The organism is Plantibacter sp. RU18, from assembly GCF_050613355.1.
Taxonomy (GTDB): domain Bacteria; phylum Actinomycetota; class Actinomycetes; order Actinomycetales; family Microbacteriaceae; genus Plantibacter.
Map to the genome: position 1 here is coordinate 1,314,908 of NZ_CP159618.1, position 15,978 is coordinate 1,330,885.

Genomic DNA, 15,978 nt, shown 5'->3' on the forward strand with positions numbered 1-15,978 from the left:
ACGGCCGCGCCGCAGGCCCGCACGGAACGGTGGCAGCGATGAGCGCGACCGACACCGACGTCACTGACCCTGCCGGACCGGTCGGCCCCCGCCCGACGGTGACGAAGACCGAAGCGCTCGTGCAGGGTGCCGCCTCGGCACCCGGAGGGAAGCAGCAGCGGGTGCGCCCGGCCGTGCGTCGCGACGCTGCGACGCCCTCGAAGCTCACGAGCCGGATCATCCTCGGCGTCGTCGCCCTCGTGTTCGCAGTGCCGATCCTCTCGATGGTCGAGTTCACCCTCCGCGCCGGCATCGACGGCGGCCACGATCTCGGCCACTGGGCGGCGATCTTCGACCCGGAGAACTCCCGCAAGTACCGGGTGCTGTTCCAGGGCATCGGCAACTCCGTCATCCTCGCCGCAGTCACGGTCGTCATCGTCGTCGTGCTGCTGCTGCCGACGATGATCCTCGTGAAACTTCGCTTCCCGAAGCTGCAGCGCGTGCTGGAGTTCGTCTGCATCATCCCCATCACGGTGCCGGCCATCGTGCTCGTCGTGGGTCTCGCGCCGGTGTACTCGGTGGTCGCGCGCGTGCTCGGGAGTTCGCCGTGGACGCTCGCGTTCGCCTACGGGATCACCGTGTTGCCCTACGCCTATCGAGCGATCGCCTCGAACCTGCAAGCGGTCGACGTCGGCACGCTCGCCGAGGCGGCACGCACGCTCGGTGCCGGTTGGGGGACCGTGCTCATCCGGGTACTGCTGCCCAACCTGCGTCGTGGGGTGCTGTCTGCGTCGGTGATCTCGGTCGCCGTCGTGCTCGGCGAGTACACGATCGCGTCGCTGCTCGGCCGGAACACGCTCCAGACCTCGCTCGTGCAGGTCTCGAAGAGCGACCCGTTCGTCGCGGTGATCTTCGCACTGCTGGCGCTCGCGTTCGCGTTCGTCCTGCTCTTCATCATCGGCTGCGTCGGCTCGGGCCGCCGCATCAGGGAGACACCATGACCATCATCGACCAGCAGGGCGCTGCCAGCCCGTCGGACGCGGCACGGGCCGGTGCCGAGGTGCAGTTCCGGAGCGTCGTCAAGGACTACGGCTCCGGCGCCCGCGCGCTCGACGGCGTGAGCCTCACGCTCGCAGCCGGCGAGTTCGTCGCGTTGCTCGGCCCCTCCGGGTGCGGCAAGACCACGGCGCTCCGCAGTCTCGCTGGCCTCGAGGACATCACCTCGGGCAGCGTGCTCATCGACGGCGTCGACGTCGTCCGCGTGCCGACGAACAAGCGCGACCTCGGCATGGTGTTCCAGTCGTACTCGCTGTTCCCGCACCTCACCGTGCTGGAGAACGTCGAGTTCGGACTGCGCATGCGGAAGGTGCGTCCCGCCGAGCGTCGGACGCGCGCAGAGGAGAGCCTCGAACTCGTGGGCCTCGGTCACCTCGGTGCCCGGTACGCCCACCAGCTGTCGGGCGGACAGCAGCAGCGTGTGGCTCTCGCCCGTGCGCTCGTCACCCGACCTCGCGTGCTACTGCTCGACGAGCCGCTCAGCGCGCTCGATGCGAAGGTGCGTGTGCAGCTGCGCGACGAGATCCGCCGCATCCAATCGGAGCTGCGGATCACGACGCTGTTCGTCACGCACGACCAGGAGGAGGCGCTCGCCGTCGCCGACCGCGTCGCCGTCATGCGTGCCGGTGTGATCGAGCAGATCGGGACGCCGGAGGAGCTGTACTCGCGGCCGACATCGTCGTTCGTGGCAGAGTTCATCGGCCTGAGCAACCGCATCGCAGGCGAGCTCGTCGCCGGCGGGGTCGACGTGCTGGGACAGCGTCTGCCGGTGCTCGGGCAGCATGCAGACCGTGGTGCGGTCACGGCGCTCGTGCGTCCCGAGGACATCGTGTTCGTCGATACGCCGCAGGGCGGTGCGGACGCGGTCGTCGTCACCTCGAGTTTCCTCGGCCCGGTGCGTCGCACGACGATCGAGCTGCGGGACGGCACCCTCGTCGCCGTCCAGCACGGTGCGACGGAGCGGATGGACGCCGGTGACGTGGTCCGCATCCGCTTCGCCGGTCGTCCGGTCCCGGTCCAGCCCATGGCCGAGCACTGACGCCGTTCCGCGCGGACGGTGGAACACACCTCGACAAGCTCGGTGACCGGCTGCTGCTCGGTGACCGGGCGCTCGGGCGGCCGCGGTGGTGCTCCGGCGTGCGGCTACGACTTCGCGTTCTGCCTGGGGACGACGACCTGCTTGATGATGAGCAGGATCGACGCTGTCACCGGGATGGAGACGAGTGCGCCGAGCAAGCCGAGCAGTGTGCCACCGACCATCGCGCCGATGACGACGAGCGCTCCAGGCACGGCGACGGCCTTGTTCATCACGCGGGGGGTCAGTACGTACGACTCGATCTGCATGTAGATCAGGTAGTAGACGACGACGATCAGCGCTGTCGCCGGTGAATTGAACAGCCCGACGATCGCGACGATGACGGTGGCGATGATCGACCCCACGAGCGGGATGAGGGTGACGAAGAAGATCACCACAGCCAGGATGCCGGCGTACGGTACACCCACGATCAACATCATGATGAGTCCGAGCACGGCATTGATCCCCGCCAGGATCACCATGCCGTTGACGTACCCACCGATGGACCCGGTGATCTGATCGGTGATCGAGATGACGCGCGGGCGGGCCGGCCGGGGGACGAGCGAGTAGAACGCGTTCTTCATCGCCTGCATCGACGCCAGGAAGTAGAGCGCCAGCACGAGGGCGATGAACCCGCCGAAGAAACCGTTGGCGATGCTCACGCCGATGTTGAGCACACCGCCGGCGAGGACGACCCAGTTCTTCGGATCGGCGGCGAGCCCGTACAGCCAGTCGAGCGCGCCTTCGAGATCGACGCCTGGACCGAGGTAGCTGTTCAGACCGGTGAACCACTCCTGGTCCTGGATGTCGGTGAGGAAGAGCGGCGCATTCGTGACGAGTTCGACCGCCTGCCGGGTGACGATCGGGATGATGATCGCGAGCAGCACCCCCAGCAGCACGGCGAACAGGGCGAAGACGATCGCGATCGCGAGGGGGCGCTTGATGCCCCGCGCCTCGAGTCGGGCCACCACGGGGTCGAGGCCGAGGGCGACGAACAGACCGACCGCGATGTACACGAGGATCGTCGACAGCGAGCCGATCGTCAGGCCCACGACGATCGCCGCGAGGGCACCCAGCGCACCGATGAACCCGATCGCGAACGGTTGCTGCAGCGTCGTCTTCACGATGGACGTGCGCGGCACGGGTCGTCCGCCGCGGAACATGATGCGCGGCGTGCGGGATCCGGCGCGGAGTGCAGCGGTGTTGCGGGGTGCTGTGGGCATGGGCTTAGCGTATTGGTCCGGCGGTCAGCGTGGAATGATCGCCGGGTGGCGGGGTCGTGTACCGCGAACGGACGACGGCTGGAGTGGTACTGCAGGATGACACGGGCGTCGGAGGATCACCCGGCTGCGGGATGCGTGCTCCGGCCTCGGCGAGCACGATTGAACCATGTCATCGATCAGCCGCTCGCACGCCGTCCACCCGTCGGTCACCACGCCCGTCCTGGTCGCGTCGTTGCCGCAGCCGGTCCGTTCGCCCCAGCCTGAGGTCGCCGAGCGCGTGCCGGCCTCGGCGCATGTCGCAGCCGGAGCCGCCGGTGTCGACCTCACGACGTCCGCCGTCCCGCTGCCGGTCGGCGAGCCTGGGCAGTCCGCCTCCGGTATCCGGTTCCTCGGCGCCGGCTGGGCGGCCGACGCCGCCCTCTTCGCGCAGTACCGCCGTCGCGGCAACTGACCACCCGTCGAACCAGCCCGTTCCGCCCCGCGTGCAGCAGACGACAGGACGGGCATTCTCGGCCGCGGCTCAGCCCGTGACGGTCTTCGACGCCGACCGTCGCGCCGGCCGGTGACCCAGGGCCCACGTCGACGTCAGCCTCCGGGATGACGGAGGCCCGCAGGGTTGCATCGTCCGCCCGATGCGGAGGCGGCAGCCCGACGCGGACCATGGAGTCATGACCACATCCCTCCTCTCCGCCCGTTCGCTGACGAAGCAGTACGGGTCGACCTTCGCGCTCGCGGGTGTCGACCTCGACATCGTCGCCGGCGAGTCCATCGCCATCATGGGGGCCTCCGGCTCCGGCAAGACGACCCTGCTGCACACCCTCGCCGGGATCGTCCGGCCCGACTCCGGCGCGATCTCGCTCAGCACACCGACCGGCGTCGTGCGGGTGGACGAGCTCGACGAACGCGGCCGGTCGAAGCTCCGACGCGAGGCCTTCGGCTTCGTGTTCCAGCAGGGCCTCCTCATCCCCGAACTGACCGCCGTCGAGAACGTCGCCGTCGCGCTCATGCTGAACGGTGTCGCGCGGCCCGCCGCTGAGGCGAGCGCTGCTGCCTGGCTCGCCGCACTCGGTCTCGCCGGGCTCGAGGGTCGACGCATCGGCGAACTGAGCGGCGGGCAGGCCCAGCGGGTCGCCATCGCGCGGGCGCAGGTCACCGGTGCCGCGATCGTCTTCGCCGACGAGCCGACCGGTGCGCTGGACTCGCGGACCTCTGCCGACGTGATGGGTGCGCTGCTCCACACCACGACGGGTCAGGGACGGACACTCGTGCTCGTGACCCACGATGAGACGGTGGCCGCGCAGTGCTCCCGGGTGGTCCGCCTCGCCGACGGTCGGGTGATCGGCCAGCAGGCCTCGCCGTCGCCGTCGCCCGCCGCAGCTCCGGTGCCGTTCCAGGCTGCGGCTCCGGCGCTGTTCCAGGCTCCCGCTCCGCAGACCTCGGCCGGGACGCAGGCATGAGCGCCGCCGCCGGCGTTGCACCCGCCTCGCTCTCGATACCGTCGGGTTCCGGACGCAGCCCGGCCCTGCGCCTCACCTGGATGCTCTCGCGTCCCGGGGCGCAGAGCCCGGCGACCATCGTCCTCCCTGCCGTCGCGTTCGCGGTCACGACCGCGCTGGTGCTCACCGTCCTCGGCGGTGCGCTCATGTTCTGGCGCTGGACCGACGAGACGGCCGCGCTCTACCAGATGCTCAGCGTGCTCGCCCTCGCCCTCCTGCTCGTCCCGCTCGGCTCCCTCGGCGGGGCTGCCGCGCGACTCTCCGCGAGGCGCCGCGACGATCGGCTGGCCACCCTCCGACTGCTCGGCGCGACACCCCGGACGGTCACGGCGATGACGGTCCTGGAGTCCGCCGCGGTCGCCCTCCTCGGCGCGCTCGCTGGCGTCGTGCTGTACCTCGGACTCCTTCCACTCGTCGGACTGATCTCGTTCGGCGGCTCGCCGATCGGCGTCGAGGGCGTCTGGGTCGGCGTCCCCGTCATCCTCGGTGTCGTCGTGGGTGTCGCACTGCTCGCGGCGGCGAGTGCGGCGATCGGGCTGCGCGCGGTGAACGTGACGCCGCTCGGCGTGCGCACCAAGCAGCAGGCGCCGACGGTGCACTGGATGCGCATCCTCATCGGCGTGGGCGTTGTGCTCGTCGCCTACGGCGCGCTCTCGGTCCTGACCGGACTGCAGAGTGTGGCGCTGATCCTCGTCGTGCTCGGTCTCGCCTTCGCCGCCGGTGTCGGTGTGCTCGGCCTCATCGGACCGTGGGTGGTAGCGCTCATCGGGCGCGGCTCGGTCAAGCGTGCGAAGACCACCGAGCGTCTGCTCGCTGCCAGGAGCATCCTCGAGTCGCCGAAGGCCGCCTGGCGTCAGGTGAGCGGTGTCGCGATGACGAGCTTCGTGGCCGTGGTGGCCGGGACCGGCGTGGCGCTCATGGACGTCGCGGCCTCCGGTGACATCGACCAGGAGAGCCTCGTACTCGTGGCGGACATCCGCACCGGGGTCATCATCACCCTCGTCGCGTCCTTCCTCATGGTGGCCTGCTCCGTCGGGGTGAACCAGGCGTCGGCGATCCTCGACCGTCGGGACCTCTACGTCAGCCTCGACCGCCTGGGTGTGCCGCGCGAGACGATGGAGCGTGCCCGCACGCGGGCCGTCATGCTGCCGCTGCGGGTCGTCGCGCTCGGCTCGGCCGCGCTCGGTGTCCTGCTCGTGCTGCCGCTCGCAGGGCTCAGCATGATCTTCGCGCCGCTGTCGGTGCTCGTCATCGTCGGGTGCTTCGCGGGTGGGATCGCCCTCGTCTGGGCGGCGCTGCGTGCGACCCGTCCCGTCATGGGCGCCGTGCTCCGTGCGCCGGAACGTGCGTGACGGGCATCAATCGTCCATGACCGTGCCCGCCCGGCGCTCTGGGAATCGCTCCCAGGACCGGACGGGCACGCTCGATGGCCCGGTCTAGCCGGTGACGACGGCGATCTCGTTCGGAACGCCGGGCAGCTCGCCCGTGACGACGTCGCCGGTGGCGAGGTCGACGGCGTGGATCGAGCTGGTCGCGGGGTCCGTCACATAGGCGATGCCGTCGGCGACGACGAGCGCCGGGTGGGCGTCCTGCCACTCGGCCGGCGGCTCCCAGGCGTCGATGACCTCGATGGTGTCGGTGACCTCACCGGTCTGCTCGTCCAGGATGTGGAGCGAACCGTCGTTGCCGAGCACGATCACCTCGTCGCCCGGGCCGCGGGCGACGTCGCGCCAGGTGTAGCCGACGCCATCGGGCAGGTCGGCGATCTTCATCGTCTTGGCGACCGTGTCGATGAGCGCGAGCTGGGTGAGGTCGTATCCCTCGGAGTCCGGGTCGCTGTTGTAGTCGCCGACCGCGATGGTCGAGGTCTCGCTCACGTACTGGTTGCCCGTGCGGCCGTAGGTGTCGGGCGCCTGGATCTTCGTGAAGACGCCGTCGTCGTAGACGAGCACGCCGTCGCTGCAGCCGAAGACGGCGATCTCGCCCTTCGCCGCGCCCTCGCCGTGCACCGAGGGGCACTGCTCGTTGCGGGCGATCTCGGCGCGCGACTCATCGAGCACGCGGACACCAGTGCGGGCATCCGGTGTGCCGAGCGTGGACAGCAGGGTGCCGTCCTCGAGTTCGATCGCGACGCCGTGGTGTGCCGCTTCGGAGGGGATGGTCTCGGTGTCCGGCAGCTCGTCGGTGGCCTCGAGGAGGTCGGCGCTGTCGAAGACCGTCGTGTCACCGGAGCCGTCGGCGAACAGGATCGTCTTGCCGGCGTGGCGGACGACATGGCCGGCGGTGTCGGCCTCGAACACCAGGTCGGTGAGCTTCGGCTCCGCCTGCTGGGAGGCGCCGTCCGCGTCCGTCCACGTCCCGGTGTCGAGCACCTGGAAGCCCGCCGTCGTCGTGACGAGCACGTGACGCCCGTCGCCCGCCGGGTTCACGCGATTGAAGCCGTCGAGTGGGAGGTCGCCCACGACCTCGAGGGTCGCGGCGTCGACCACGAGGAGGCCGCCGTCATATGTGAGTGCGATCCGGCTCTGGGGTCCGTCCGTCGTGCCCGTGCTCGCGTCGGGAGCGGAACCGCTCGCGGTCGCGCACCCGGTGAGGAGGAGGGCGGACGCAGCGCCGACGGCCAGGAACGGGGCCCATCGTCGGCGGGTGGTGCTGCGTGCGGTGCTGGTTCGCACGGTGCTGCTGCGGTGCTGGTGCATGTGTTTCCTTCGGTGTCGTGGACGCCCGCTCAGGGCGAGAGTCCGGTGGCGATGCGCTCGGTGTTCGCGCGCATCATGGAGAGGTAGGTGGGGGCTTCGCCGTCGGCATCGGTCAGCGATTCGGTGAAGAGCGCCACGACGGCGACATCGACACCGGCTTCGTCAGCCAGCACCTGCACGAGGCGGTCCGACTGCGACGAGTCGGCGAAGATCGTGCGGACCCCGGCGTCCTCGATGGCACTCGACAGCTCGTCGAGGTCGGAGGCGCTCGGAGCCGCGAGCGTCGTGCCGCTCGGGATGACCGCACCGATCACCTCGAAGTCGTAGCGTTCCGCCAGATAGCCGAACACGTGGTGGTTGGTGACGAGCTTGCGGTGCTCGGCTGGAATCGCCGCGAAGGCCGAGGCCATCTCCGCGTCCAGGGTCTCGAGATCGGACAGGTACTGCTCGACATTGGTCTCGAGTGTCGACCCGTCGATCCCCGGCACCTCCTCGCGCAGAGCGACGGCGACGCCCTTGACGACCGACACCATCTGCCGCGGATCGGTCCAGAAATGCGGGTCGTCGGTGCCGGACGTCGTCTGCAGGACGTCCACGAGCGATCCGGCCTCGACGATCGGCACGCCTTCGGCCGAAGCCGTCTCGAGATGCTGCGTGAGCCCTTCCTCGAGTCCGACCCCGTTCGACACGACGAGTTCGGCATCGATGATCCGAGCCGCCTCCCGAGCGGAGATCTCGAAGGAGTGCGGGTCGGCGTTCGGTGCCATGAGCGTCATCACGCGCGCTTCGTCGCCGACGAGCTCACCGACGACGTCCCCGAGGATGTTCGTGGTCACGACGATCAGCGGGCGGTCGTCGGCGCTCGCCGCACAGGCGGTGAGGCCGCTGCCGAACACGAGGCCGGCGGTGATGATGGACAGGGCGCGGAGCGGTCGTGCTCGTCGAGCCGGCTGCGTGGTCCGGGAGTGCATGCTCAGCGTCCCGTCTCGGCAAGGAACGCCGGTTCGGTGTCGAAGTCGAAGGTGCGGGCGATGCGGGCGGCGTCCCCGTAGTCGATCTCGGAGACGGTCCGTGCCGTCGGGGAGTTCAGATAGGCGCGGTTCTGGTCCACTTCGAGCTGCACACCGGATTGGAGGTCTGCCGGTGTCACGATCGGGGCTGTGGCGCCCGTGACCGCACCGGTCGTGCCGTCGAGGACGAGGACGCTGCCGTCCGTGGCGAGTGCGACGACGTGGTGGTCGCGGTCGTCGACGGCGGCCACGAGCTGGAGGGGCGAGGGGGTCGGAAGCAGTGACCAGCTCCGCTCCCTGGTGTCGAGCAGCCAGGCGCCCGTCGTCCCGGCCACGGCTGCGACCGTCGGCCGACCTGGTCGTGCATGGAAGGACGTCGCGCGGTCTGTCTCATCGACCGCTTGCGGATACGGGATCGCCTCGAACGAGGGCACCGGGTCTGCGTCGCTCGCCGAGCGGTCGACGACGGCCAGGAGTGCACCCTCTGCGCAGCCGATGACGACCCCGACGTTCGTGGTGATCGCTCCGGCCGCCGCGGTGCAGCCGCCGAGGATGGCGTTCGCCGCAACGACGGAGGAGGAAGCGGCGTCGAGTGGTTCGCCATCGGTGCCGGACAGGACGAGGGAGCCGCCCGCGCCCGTCGCGGCGATCGTCTCGCCGATCGGCACGGCGACGCCGGGGCTGCCCGATACAGCGGCGATCCGGCCGGTCTCGTCGACCTCGCCGGTGCCGAGGGCAGCGGTGTCGAGCAGGATCGTCTCGCCGGAGTCGGCGAAGCGCACCGTGGTGATCACGGACCCCTCGACGATCGTGGCAGCCCCCTGGCCCTCGACCGTGCCGACCACACGGGCGTCGGCCCGGTAGTAGTGCTGGTGGTCCTCGTGGTCGACCGTCCACACGCCCGTGTCGACGACCGTGACGGTCCCGGGCGGCTCGGACTGCGCCGCGACGAATCGACCGGCACCCGACAGCGCCGAGAGCGGACCGAGCGTGGCGACCGTGCTCCGCTGTTCGCTCAGAAGGTCGAGGAGTCGGACCGTCCCGTCGGTGTCGGCTGTCGCGAGATGCAGCTGTGGTTCGGGGAGCTCGGCCGCTCCTTCGACGTACCCGTGGCCGCGCGTGCCCTCGGAAGCCGTCTCACCGGCGGTGTCGGCGGGTGACGCGCACGCGGCGAGGGTCAGTGTGAGGGCTGCGAGGGAGAGTGCGGTGATGCTGGTGCCGCGGCGGCTGCGGGGTCGACGGATGGTTGGCTGGGGGAGTGGGGGCACGGTGCGCTTTCTCGGTGGCTGGGGTGGGTCTGGTCGGTGTGGTGCTGCCGCTGGGGCCCCGTCGGGGGCCGGACAGCGGTGACGAGCGAGCGGACGGCCCAGGAGGTCGCTGCGAGCAGGATCGAGCTCGCGGCGATCGAGGCCCCGGCAGCGGCGTCGCCGTACCAGGAGACGAGCAGTCCGAGGAGGACGGCAAGGCTGCCGAAAGCGGCGGCGACCAGCATGGTGAGCGGGATCCGCTTCGCCCAGTGCGAGGCCGCGACGGCCGGGCCGAGGAGTAACGCGACGACGAGGAGCGTGCCGACCGCGCTGTACGACGCGACGACGGCGAGCGTGACGAGGCCGACGAGGGCGGCATGGGCGAGCCGGGGACGCAGGCCCATCGTCGCACTGATCCGGGCGTCGAAGGCGAGCGCGACGAACGGACGGTGGAACGCCGAGGCCACGAGGACGGTGACCGCGAGAGCGATGGCGAGACCGATCAGGTCCGCCGTCCGGATGGCGAGCACGTCGCCGAAGAGCATCGCCGTGAGGTCGGTTGCGAACGATCTGCTCGCGGAGACGATGATCACTCCGAGGGCGAGCATTCCGACGAAGAGGAGACCGATGGAGGTGTCGTGCGACAGCGTGCCACGTCGCGAGACGAGGCTGATGCCCGCACTCATCACGACGGCGCTGACAGCGGCCCCTGCGACGGGCGGCAGGCCGAGCAACGAGGCTGCGGCGACGCCCGGCAGCATCCCGTGAGCCATCGCCTCGCCGAGGAACGCGAAACCACGGAGCACGACCCACGTGCCGACGACACCGCAGATGCCTGCCACGAGCACGCCGCCGATGAGGGCACGCACGAGGAAGGCCGCGGTGAACGGCTCGGTGATCCAGGTCATGGTCGAGCACTCTACATGAAAATGATTCTCAATATTGATAGGGTCACAGCATGAGCCGTCCTTCGATGCCCGCGACCGCGACCCCGGTCGGAGTGCCCGCCACGACGGCGATCAGCCTGCGACACGTGACGGCTCAGTACGCCGGGCGTCGCGTGTTACACGGGATCTCAGTCGACCTGCCGCGCTCCGCTGTCACCGTCATCGTCGGTCCGAACGGAGCAGGGAAGTCGACGCTCCTCGCCGTGATCGCGGGCCTCCAGGCTCCGTCGAGTGGTCATGTCGACCGACTCGCAGGCCGCTCCCTGGCGTATGTCCCGCAGCGCAGCGCCGTGCCGGAACATTTCCCGGTGACGGCGCACGACGTCGTGTCGATGGGGCGCTGGCCGACCCTCCGCACCTGGTGGTCGAGGGTCGGCTGTGATGACCGGCGGATCGTCGACGAGAGCCTTGCGCGGCTCGGTGTCACCGGCCTCGCCCAGCGCTCGTTCGGTGAGTTGTCGGGCGGGCAGCGGCAGCGGGTGCTCGTCGCGCAGGCGCTGGCCCGGCAGGCCGACGTCCTCCTCCTCGACGAGCCGACCGTCGGCCTGGACCGCGCGTCCGGCGTGGCGATCCGCGGAGTCCTGCGCGCCGAGGCCGAGTGTGGTGCGACGGTCGTCGAAGTGAGTCACGACGCCGTCGCGATCGCCGAGGCGGACGCATGGATCCATCTCGACGCCGGTCGTCTGATCACCGCCCCGAGCGTCGGAGCTGCGGAACGCTAGTCGGCCGGCGCGATCCCTGCCGCGAGGACGTGCTCGATCCCGTCGAGGGTGACGCTCAGTTTGCGGGCGAACCACGCGGAGGGATCGCCGTGCATGGCATCGTGCATGACGGCACGGAGCTCGCCGTCGAAGTGCTCGTGCCAGGCGTCGATCGTGGGCGTCTCGGAGGAATGCGCCGCAAGCACTTCGCGCATGTGGAGGCTGTCGATCGCGAGGTCGATGACCAGGTCGGTCGCGAGCCCGGCGTCCGGAGTGGAGAAGCCGGCTGCGATGAGGTCGAGGCACACGCGGTTGAAGAGGCGCATGAGTGCGCGGTTGGTCATGCCGACCGTCGGCGACGCCGAGGCGAGCCCTGGGTGTGCGCGGACGACATCCCAGAGCGTCCAGGTGGTGCGCTCGAGGAAGTCGCGCCAGCCGTCGTCCATGGACGGCCAGGTGGTCGCGTTCACGAGGTGGGTGACGGCGATGTCGACGAGCTGTTCGTGGCCGGCCGCGTGGCGGTAGAGGGTCGCCGGGTTGACCCCGAGTCTCGCGGCGACCGCAGGAGCGCGCAGGTCGAGGAAGCCGCAGGCGATGACGGCCTCGGCGACACGCTCGTCACTGAGGGATCTCGGTCGGCCGACCGCGCGCTGGACTGCTTCCACCATGCCAACAGTATGGCGGATCGGCCAATTTTGCGAATGGACTTGCAAAACTCTGGCCGCCGATCCTAACCTGGCGTTCCGACCCTGAGAGGACCCCATGCTCCACCCCGAACCGCCGACAGCGACACCCACCGGTACTCCCGCCGCCAGGCCACAGATCGGCCTCGCGCTGGTCGCCGTGCTGCTCATGTACACCGGTCAGATGATTCTCAACCCGCTCATCGCTCCGCTCTCGCGGGAGGTCGGCCTCGCCGAATGGCAGGTGGGGCTCATGATCTCGAGCGCCGCGATCACCATCGTGCTCGCAAGCCAGTTCTGGGGTCGGCGCTCCCAGTCGTGGGGCCGCAAACGCGTCCTCGTCACGACGATGACGAGCGGCGCCGTCGCGATGGCGGTCTTCGCCGTCCTCGCGCAGCTCGGCCTCGCCGGGATCCTCACCGGAGTGGCGCTGTTCGTGCTCTTCGTGCTCAGTCGGGGCCTGCTCTTCGGCCTGTCGATCGCCGCGACGATCCCCACCGTGCAGGTCTACATCGCCGACGTCACCGTCACCGAGCAGTCGCGTGTCAGGGGGATGGCCGGGATCGGCGCCATGCAGGGCCTGGCGATGATCGGCGGGTCCGTCGCGGGCGGTCTGCTCGCCGGTCTCGGACTGATGGTGCCCATCTGGATCGTGCCCGTCGTGCTCGCGGTCGGTGCCGTCGTGATCGGTGTCCGTCTCCGGCCGGAGTCGCGTCACTCGCTCGTCGCGAACCCGCCGAGCGTCAGTCCGTTCGACACCCGCGTCTGGCCGTTCCTCCTCGCTGGTTTCGGTATGTTCACCGCGCTCGGCTTCATCCAGATCATCACAGGCTTCGTCATCCAGGACCGGTTCGCGCTCGGCGCCGAGGCCACCGCGATCGCGTCCGGTGGCTCGCTGCTCGCCGCCGGTGTCGGCATGGTCCTCGCCCAGACGGTGCTCGTGCCGCGGGTGCACTGGCGTCCCCGTCGACTGCTGCGGGTCGGGTCGCTCGTCGCGCTGCTCGGTCTCGTCCTGTTCGTGTTCGACTGGGGGATGCCGCTGCTCATCCTCGCGATCTTCCTCGTCGGACTCGGTCTCGGTATCGCGATGCCCGGGTACTCCGCCGGTGCGTCGCTCGCCGTGTGTTCCGAGGAGCAGGGCGGGGTCGCGGGCCTCCTCGGGGCGAACAATGCGCTCACCTTCGTGGTGGCACCCACCGCCGCCACGGCGCTGTACGCGCTGTCTCCGGTTGCGCCGCTCATCGTCGCTGCGGCCGTGATGGCGGTCGTCGCCGTGTTCCTCATCGTGCACCCGCGCTTCCGCGGAGCAAGCGTGGTCGTGGACGGCGATGTGTTGCTCGCCGCCGAGGCGGCGGACGTCCCGTTGGAGTGAGGCGGTGCCGTCCCGATGGGTACCGGCCGCCACTGCGCTGCCGGTGTCCGGCGCCTCTCCGATTGCTAGAGTTTTCGCATGAGCGCCGCCGAGCAGACCCCAGAGTCCACCGATCGCACCGTTGCGACGGATGTCCCAGCGCCGGCCGAGCGACTCGGTAGCCTGCGCAGCAGTATCGACAACATCGACGCGGCGCTCATCCACCTGCTGGCTGAGCGGTTCAAGTGCACCCAGGAGGTCGGTCGGCTGAAGGCCGAGCACGAGATGCCTGCCAGCGACCCGGCGCGCGAGCAGCGTCAGATCACCCGGCTGCGTGCGCTCGCGGAGGAGTCGCACCTCGACCCGGCGTTCGCCGAGAAGTGGTTCAACTTCGTCGTCGCCGAGGTCATCCACCACCACGAACGTCTCGCGAACAACCACTGACCCCTCCCTCTCGGGCCAGCGCGGTGCGCTGGACCGGCCGCGGGGTATTGGCGCGAGCGCGGGTCTCCGGAGGGTAGCGCTCGCGCCAATGGGCCGCGCTCGTGGCCGCGCGGGCAGACGGGACGCCGGGGCGGCGGGCGTCGGATCAGGGCGGCGGATGTCGAGGAACCGTCCAGCGCCGTGCGCGAAGATGGGACCATGACCTGGAACGCCGACTCCCTGCCCGATCAGACCGGACGGGTCGTGCTCGTCACCGGAGCGAACGCCGGACTCGGCTTCTGGACGAGTCTCGGCCTGGCGGGGGCCGGGGCGGAGGTGATCCTCGGTTGCCGCAGCGCGACGAAGGCGCAGTCGGCGATGCGGGCCATCCGTGTGAAGGTGCCCGAAGCGAAGCTCCGCCACCTGGCGCTCGACACCTCGTCCCTGGACTCGGTGCGTGCAGCCGGCGAGGAGCTCGCATCCTTCGATCGCCTCGACGGGTTGGTCGCCAACGCAGGTATCGTGCATTACCCGAAGGACCGACGCGAGTCCGTCGACCGCAACGAACTGGTCTTCGCGACCAACGTCCTCGGCCACGCGGCTCTCCTCGCTGAGGCTCTGCCGGTGCTGGAGCGGACCGCGACGACGCACGACACCGCCCCGCGCGTCGTACTGCTCGGCAGCCTGGCGACGCTCCTCGTCCGCTTCCGTCTCGACGACCTCCAGCTGCGCGACGACTACAGCGGATGGCAGGCGTACGGGCAGTCGAAGATCGCGCTGTCCTCACTCGGCTTCGAGCTGGACCGACGCCTGACAGCCGCTCACAGCACGGTGCGATCGCTCGTCGCGCATCCGGGCTACTCGGTGAACGGCCTCGACCGTCGGGTGCCAGGTGTGAACGAGCCGACTCGTCAGCGTCGCTTCAACGACACGCTGCAGTCGGTGTACGCGCAGAGCAAGCAGCGTGGCGCGGAGCCGATCCTCCGCGCGATGACCGACGTCGGTGCTGATGGCGGCTGGTTCTTCGGGCCCAGATGGGTGACGAAGGGTGATGCGGTGCGCGCGACGCCCGCCGCCGTGACGACAGACCCGGACATCGCCGCCGGACTGTGGACGCAGCTCGAGATGCTCGTCGGCAAACCGCTCCTGCCGAACGAGGCCTGAGCCAGCCGATCGAGGCCTGAGCCAGCGCGGTGCTGCCGACCGAGCGCGCGCGCATCGCCGCCATCGCGATGCGCTGACCCGAGCGCGGTCCGGTAGCCGCAGCCGCGCGTCATTGGCGCGAGCGCGCCCCTCCGGAGGCCCGCGCTCGCGCCAATGGGGTGCGCTCGGTCCAGCGCACCGCGCTGGCCGGGCCCGGACGGCGGCGGGGGGTCAGGCCGTTCGGCTGGCGGGCGGCTGCAGGACGCGCAACCACTCCTCGGTCTGGGCGACGTGGGCTGAAGCCGCACCGGCCGCACCGACCGGATCGCGCGCGATGATCGCCTCGGTCATCGAACGGTGACCCCGATTGCTGACCCGACGCAGGTCGTCGCCGTCGGGCAGACTGAAGACGTCGTACGCACGCGACCTCGACCGGAACACCTGCAGCAGTGCCGTCAGCGTCGCGTTGCCGGCAGTGCGTGCGATGAGCTCGTGGAAACGATGGTCGAGTTCGCTCGATTCGGCCGGATCCGTCGTCCGCTCCATCGCCTCGACGAGTCCGAGCAGCTCAGCGTGGACCTCGTCGCTCGCCCGCGCTGCAGCCTGCGAGGCGGCATGCGTCTCGAGCACCCGACGCAGCTCGTACATCTGCAGCAGCCCGTCGAGGGGGAGCAGGTCGACGGTCAGCGACAGGCTCCCGATGATCTCCTCTGGCCGCAGCATCGACACGTAGGTGCCGGAGCCGTGCCGCGATTCGATGATGCCGAGTGCGGCGAGCATCCGGACGGCTTCGCGGAGTGAGCCGCGCGAGACGCCGAGTTCATCGCAGAGCTCACTCTCGGCGGGAAAGCGCTGACCGGCCACCAGTCGCCCTGAGGCGATCATGTGCCGCAGCCCGTGGAACGCGGTGTCGACTGCCGACATTCGGCTCCTCCTCAGGACTCT

At 70.1% G+C, this 15,978-nt stretch carries 16 protein-coding genes; 9 read left to right on the top strand and 7 right to left on the bottom strand.

The features are described from left to right. The first annotated feature begins 38 nt into the window (after positions 1-38). Together ABMA10_RS06415 and ABMA10_RS06420 are read left to right on the top strand one after the other, a co-directional pair. Positions 39-980: an ABC transporter permease subunit gene (locus ABMA10_RS06415; protein WP_431031305.1), complete on the top strand. Its 942-nt coding sequence runs from the start codon at positions 39-41 to the stop codon at positions 978-980. Next, positions 977-2,074, top strand: coding sequence for an ABC transporter ATP-binding protein (locus ABMA10_RS06420; protein ID WP_347866985.1), 1,098 nt, complete (start codon positions 977-979; stop codon positions 2,072-2,074). Before ABMA10_RS06415 ends, ABMA10_RS06420 begins: the two co-directional genes overlap by 4 nt. 104 nt (positions 2,075-2,178) lie before the next feature. On the opposite strand, the gene ABMA10_RS06425 is transcribed toward ABMA10_RS06420, so the two are convergent. Then, positions 2,179-3,333, bottom strand: a complete 1,155-nt coding sequence (locus ABMA10_RS06425) for an AI-2E family transporter (RefSeq protein ID WP_347866984.1) — start codon at positions 3,331-3,333, stop codon at positions 2,179-2,181. Positions 3,334-3,499: 166 nt separating this feature from the next. Here ABMA10_RS06425 and ABMA10_RS06430 point away from each other — a divergent pair, with 166 nt between their 5' ends. From ABMA10_RS06430 to ABMA10_RS06440, 3 genes are all read left to right on the top strand, one after another. Continuing rightward, entirely contained in the window at positions 3,500-3,784 is a 285-nt protein-coding gene (locus ABMA10_RS06430) for a hypothetical protein (RefSeq protein WP_347866983.1), read from the top strand. 217 nt (positions 3,785-4,001) lie between these two features. After that, positions 4,002-4,790, top strand: coding sequence for an ABC transporter ATP-binding protein (locus ABMA10_RS06435; protein WP_347866982.1), 789 nt, complete (start codon positions 4,002-4,004; stop codon positions 4,788-4,790). Beyond that, a complete protein-coding gene (locus ABMA10_RS06440; protein WP_347866981.1) occupies positions 4,787-6,181 on the top strand; it encodes an FtsX-like permease family protein in 1,395 nt (464 codons plus the stop codon). The genes ABMA10_RS06435 and ABMA10_RS06440 overlap by 4 nt, the downstream gene beginning before the upstream one ends. Positions 6,182-6,265: 84 nt before the next feature. Here ABMA10_RS06440 and aztD read toward each other — a convergent pair whose 3' ends face one another. From aztD to aztB, 4 genes are read right to left on the bottom strand one after another with little or no spacing between them, the layout of a single operon-like run. Continuing rightward, positions 6,266-7,528: a zinc metallochaperone AztD gene (gene aztD / locus ABMA10_RS06445; protein WP_431031306.1), complete on the bottom strand. Its 1,263-nt coding sequence runs from the start codon at positions 7,526-7,528 to the stop codon at positions 6,266-6,268. Positions 7,529-7,557: 29 nt separating this feature from the next. Next, the gene (gene aztC / locus ABMA10_RS06450; RefSeq protein WP_347866978.1) at positions 7,558-8,499 is read right to left on the bottom strand and encodes a zinc ABC transporter substrate-binding protein AztC; all 942 of its coding nucleotides are present in this window, start codon (positions 8,497-8,499) and stop codon (positions 7,558-7,560) included. Positions 8,500-8,501: 2 nt separating this feature from the next. Continuing rightward, the gene (locus ABMA10_RS06455; protein WP_431031307.1) at positions 8,502-9,806 is read right to left on the bottom strand and encodes an ABC transporter; all 1,305 of its coding nucleotides are present in this window, start codon (positions 9,804-9,806) and stop codon (positions 8,502-8,504) included. Next, positions 9,716-10,693, bottom strand: a complete 978-nt coding sequence (gene aztB / locus ABMA10_RS06460) for a zinc ABC transporter permease AztB (RefSeq protein ID WP_347866976.1) — start codon at positions 10,691-10,693, stop codon at positions 9,716-9,718. Before aztB ends, ABMA10_RS06455 begins: the two co-directional genes overlap by 91 nt. A gap of 50 nt (positions 10,694-10,743) precedes the next feature. Between aztB and aztA the strand changes: the two genes are divergently transcribed. After that, on the top strand, positions 10,744-11,454 hold the full coding sequence (aztA, locus tag ABMA10_RS06465) for a zinc ABC transporter ATP-binding protein AztA (RefSeq protein WP_347866975.1): 711 nt from the start codon (positions 10,744-10,746) through the stop codon (positions 11,452-11,454). On the opposite strand, the gene ABMA10_RS06470 is transcribed toward aztA, so the two are convergent. Then, positions 11,451-12,101, bottom strand: coding sequence for a hypothetical protein (locus ABMA10_RS06470; protein ID WP_347866974.1), 651 nt, complete (start codon positions 12,099-12,101; stop codon positions 11,451-11,453). The genes aztA and ABMA10_RS06470 overlap by 4 nt on opposite strands. A gap of 94 nt (positions 12,102-12,195) precedes the next feature. Here ABMA10_RS06470 and ABMA10_RS06475 point away from each other — a divergent pair, with 94 nt between their 5' ends. The 3 genes from ABMA10_RS06475 (at position 12,196) to ABMA10_RS06485 (ending at position 15,054) form a co-directional block, all read left to right on the top strand. Next, positions 12,196-13,488, top strand: a complete 1,293-nt coding sequence (locus ABMA10_RS06475; protein WP_347866973.1) for an MFS transporter — start codon at positions 12,196-12,198, stop codon at positions 13,486-13,488. A 78-nt stretch (positions 13,489-13,566) separates the two neighbouring features. Continuing rightward, positions 13,567-13,911: a chorismate mutase gene (locus ABMA10_RS06480; RefSeq protein ID WP_347866972.1), complete on the top strand. Its 345-nt coding sequence runs from the start codon at positions 13,567-13,569 to the stop codon at positions 13,909-13,911. Positions 13,912-14,109: 198 nt separating this feature from the next. Beyond that, entirely contained in the window at positions 14,110-15,054 is a 945-nt protein-coding gene (locus ABMA10_RS06485; RefSeq protein ID WP_347868426.1) for an SDR family NAD(P)-dependent oxidoreductase, read from the top strand. A gap of 210 nt (positions 15,055-15,264) precedes the next feature. Here ABMA10_RS06485 and ABMA10_RS06490 read toward each other — a convergent pair whose 3' ends face one another. Beyond that, positions 15,265-15,957 carry a FadR/GntR family transcriptional regulator gene (locus ABMA10_RS06490; RefSeq protein WP_347868427.1) on the bottom strand — a complete coding sequence of 231 codons (693 nt, stop codon included), beginning with the start codon at positions 15,955-15,957 and terminating at the stop codon, positions 15,265-15,267. Between the last annotated feature and the right edge of the window lie 21 nt (positions 15,958-15,978).

Excerpts from the sequence above, each read along its gene's own strand:
- ABMA10_RS06415 (WP_431031305.1), top strand. The coding sequence starts at position 39 with ATGAGCGCGACCGACACCGACGTCACTGACCCTGCCGGACCGGTCGGC.
- ABMA10_RS06420 (WP_347866985.1), top strand. The coding sequence starts at position 977 with ATGACCATCATCGACCAGCAGGGCGCTGCCAGCCCGTCGGACGCGGCA.
- ABMA10_RS06425 (WP_347866984.1), bottom strand. The coding sequence starts at position 3,333 with ATGCCCACAGCACCCCGCAACACCGCTGCACTCCGCGCCGGATCCCGC.
- ABMA10_RS06430 (WP_347866983.1), top strand. The coding sequence starts at position 3,500 with ATGTCATCGATCAGCCGCTCGCACGCCGTCCACCCGTCGGTCACCACG.
- ABMA10_RS06435 (WP_347866982.1), top strand. The coding sequence starts at position 4,002 with ATGACCACATCCCTCCTCTCCGCCCGTTCGCTGACGAAGCAGTACGGG.
- ABMA10_RS06440 (WP_347866981.1), top strand. The coding sequence starts at position 4,787 with ATGAGCGCCGCCGCCGGCGTTGCACCCGCCTCGCTCTCGATACCGTCG.
- aztD (WP_431031306.1), bottom strand. The coding sequence starts at position 7,528 with ATGCACCAGCACCGCAGCAGCACCGTGCGAACCAGCACCGCACGCAGC.
- aztC (WP_347866978.1), bottom strand. The coding sequence starts at position 8,499 with ATGCACTCCCGGACCACGCAGCCGGCTCGACGAGCACGACCGCTCCGC.
- aztB (WP_347866976.1), bottom strand. The coding sequence starts at position 10,693 with ATGACCTGGATCACCGAGCCGTTCACCGCGGCCTTCCTCGTGCGTGCC.
- aztA (WP_347866975.1), top strand. The coding sequence starts at position 10,744 with ATGAGCCGTCCTTCGATGCCCGCGACCGCGACCCCGGTCGGAGTGCCC.
- ABMA10_RS06470 (WP_347866974.1), bottom strand. The coding sequence starts at position 12,101 with ATGGTGGAAGCAGTCCAGCGCGCGGTCGGCCGACCGAGATCCCTCAGT.
- ABMA10_RS06475 (WP_347866973.1), top strand. The coding sequence starts at position 12,196 with ATGCTCCACCCCGAACCGCCGACAGCGACACCCACCGGTACTCCCGCC.
- ABMA10_RS06480 (WP_347866972.1), top strand. The coding sequence starts at position 13,567 with ATGAGCGCCGCCGAGCAGACCCCAGAGTCCACCGATCGCACCGTTGCG.
- ABMA10_RS06485 (WP_347868426.1), top strand. The coding sequence starts at position 14,110 with ATGACCTGGAACGCCGACTCCCTGCCCGATCAGACCGGACGGGTCGTG.
- ABMA10_RS06490 (WP_347868427.1), bottom strand. The coding sequence starts at position 15,957 with ATGTCGGCAGTCGACACCGCGTTCCACGGGCTGCGGCACATGATCGCC.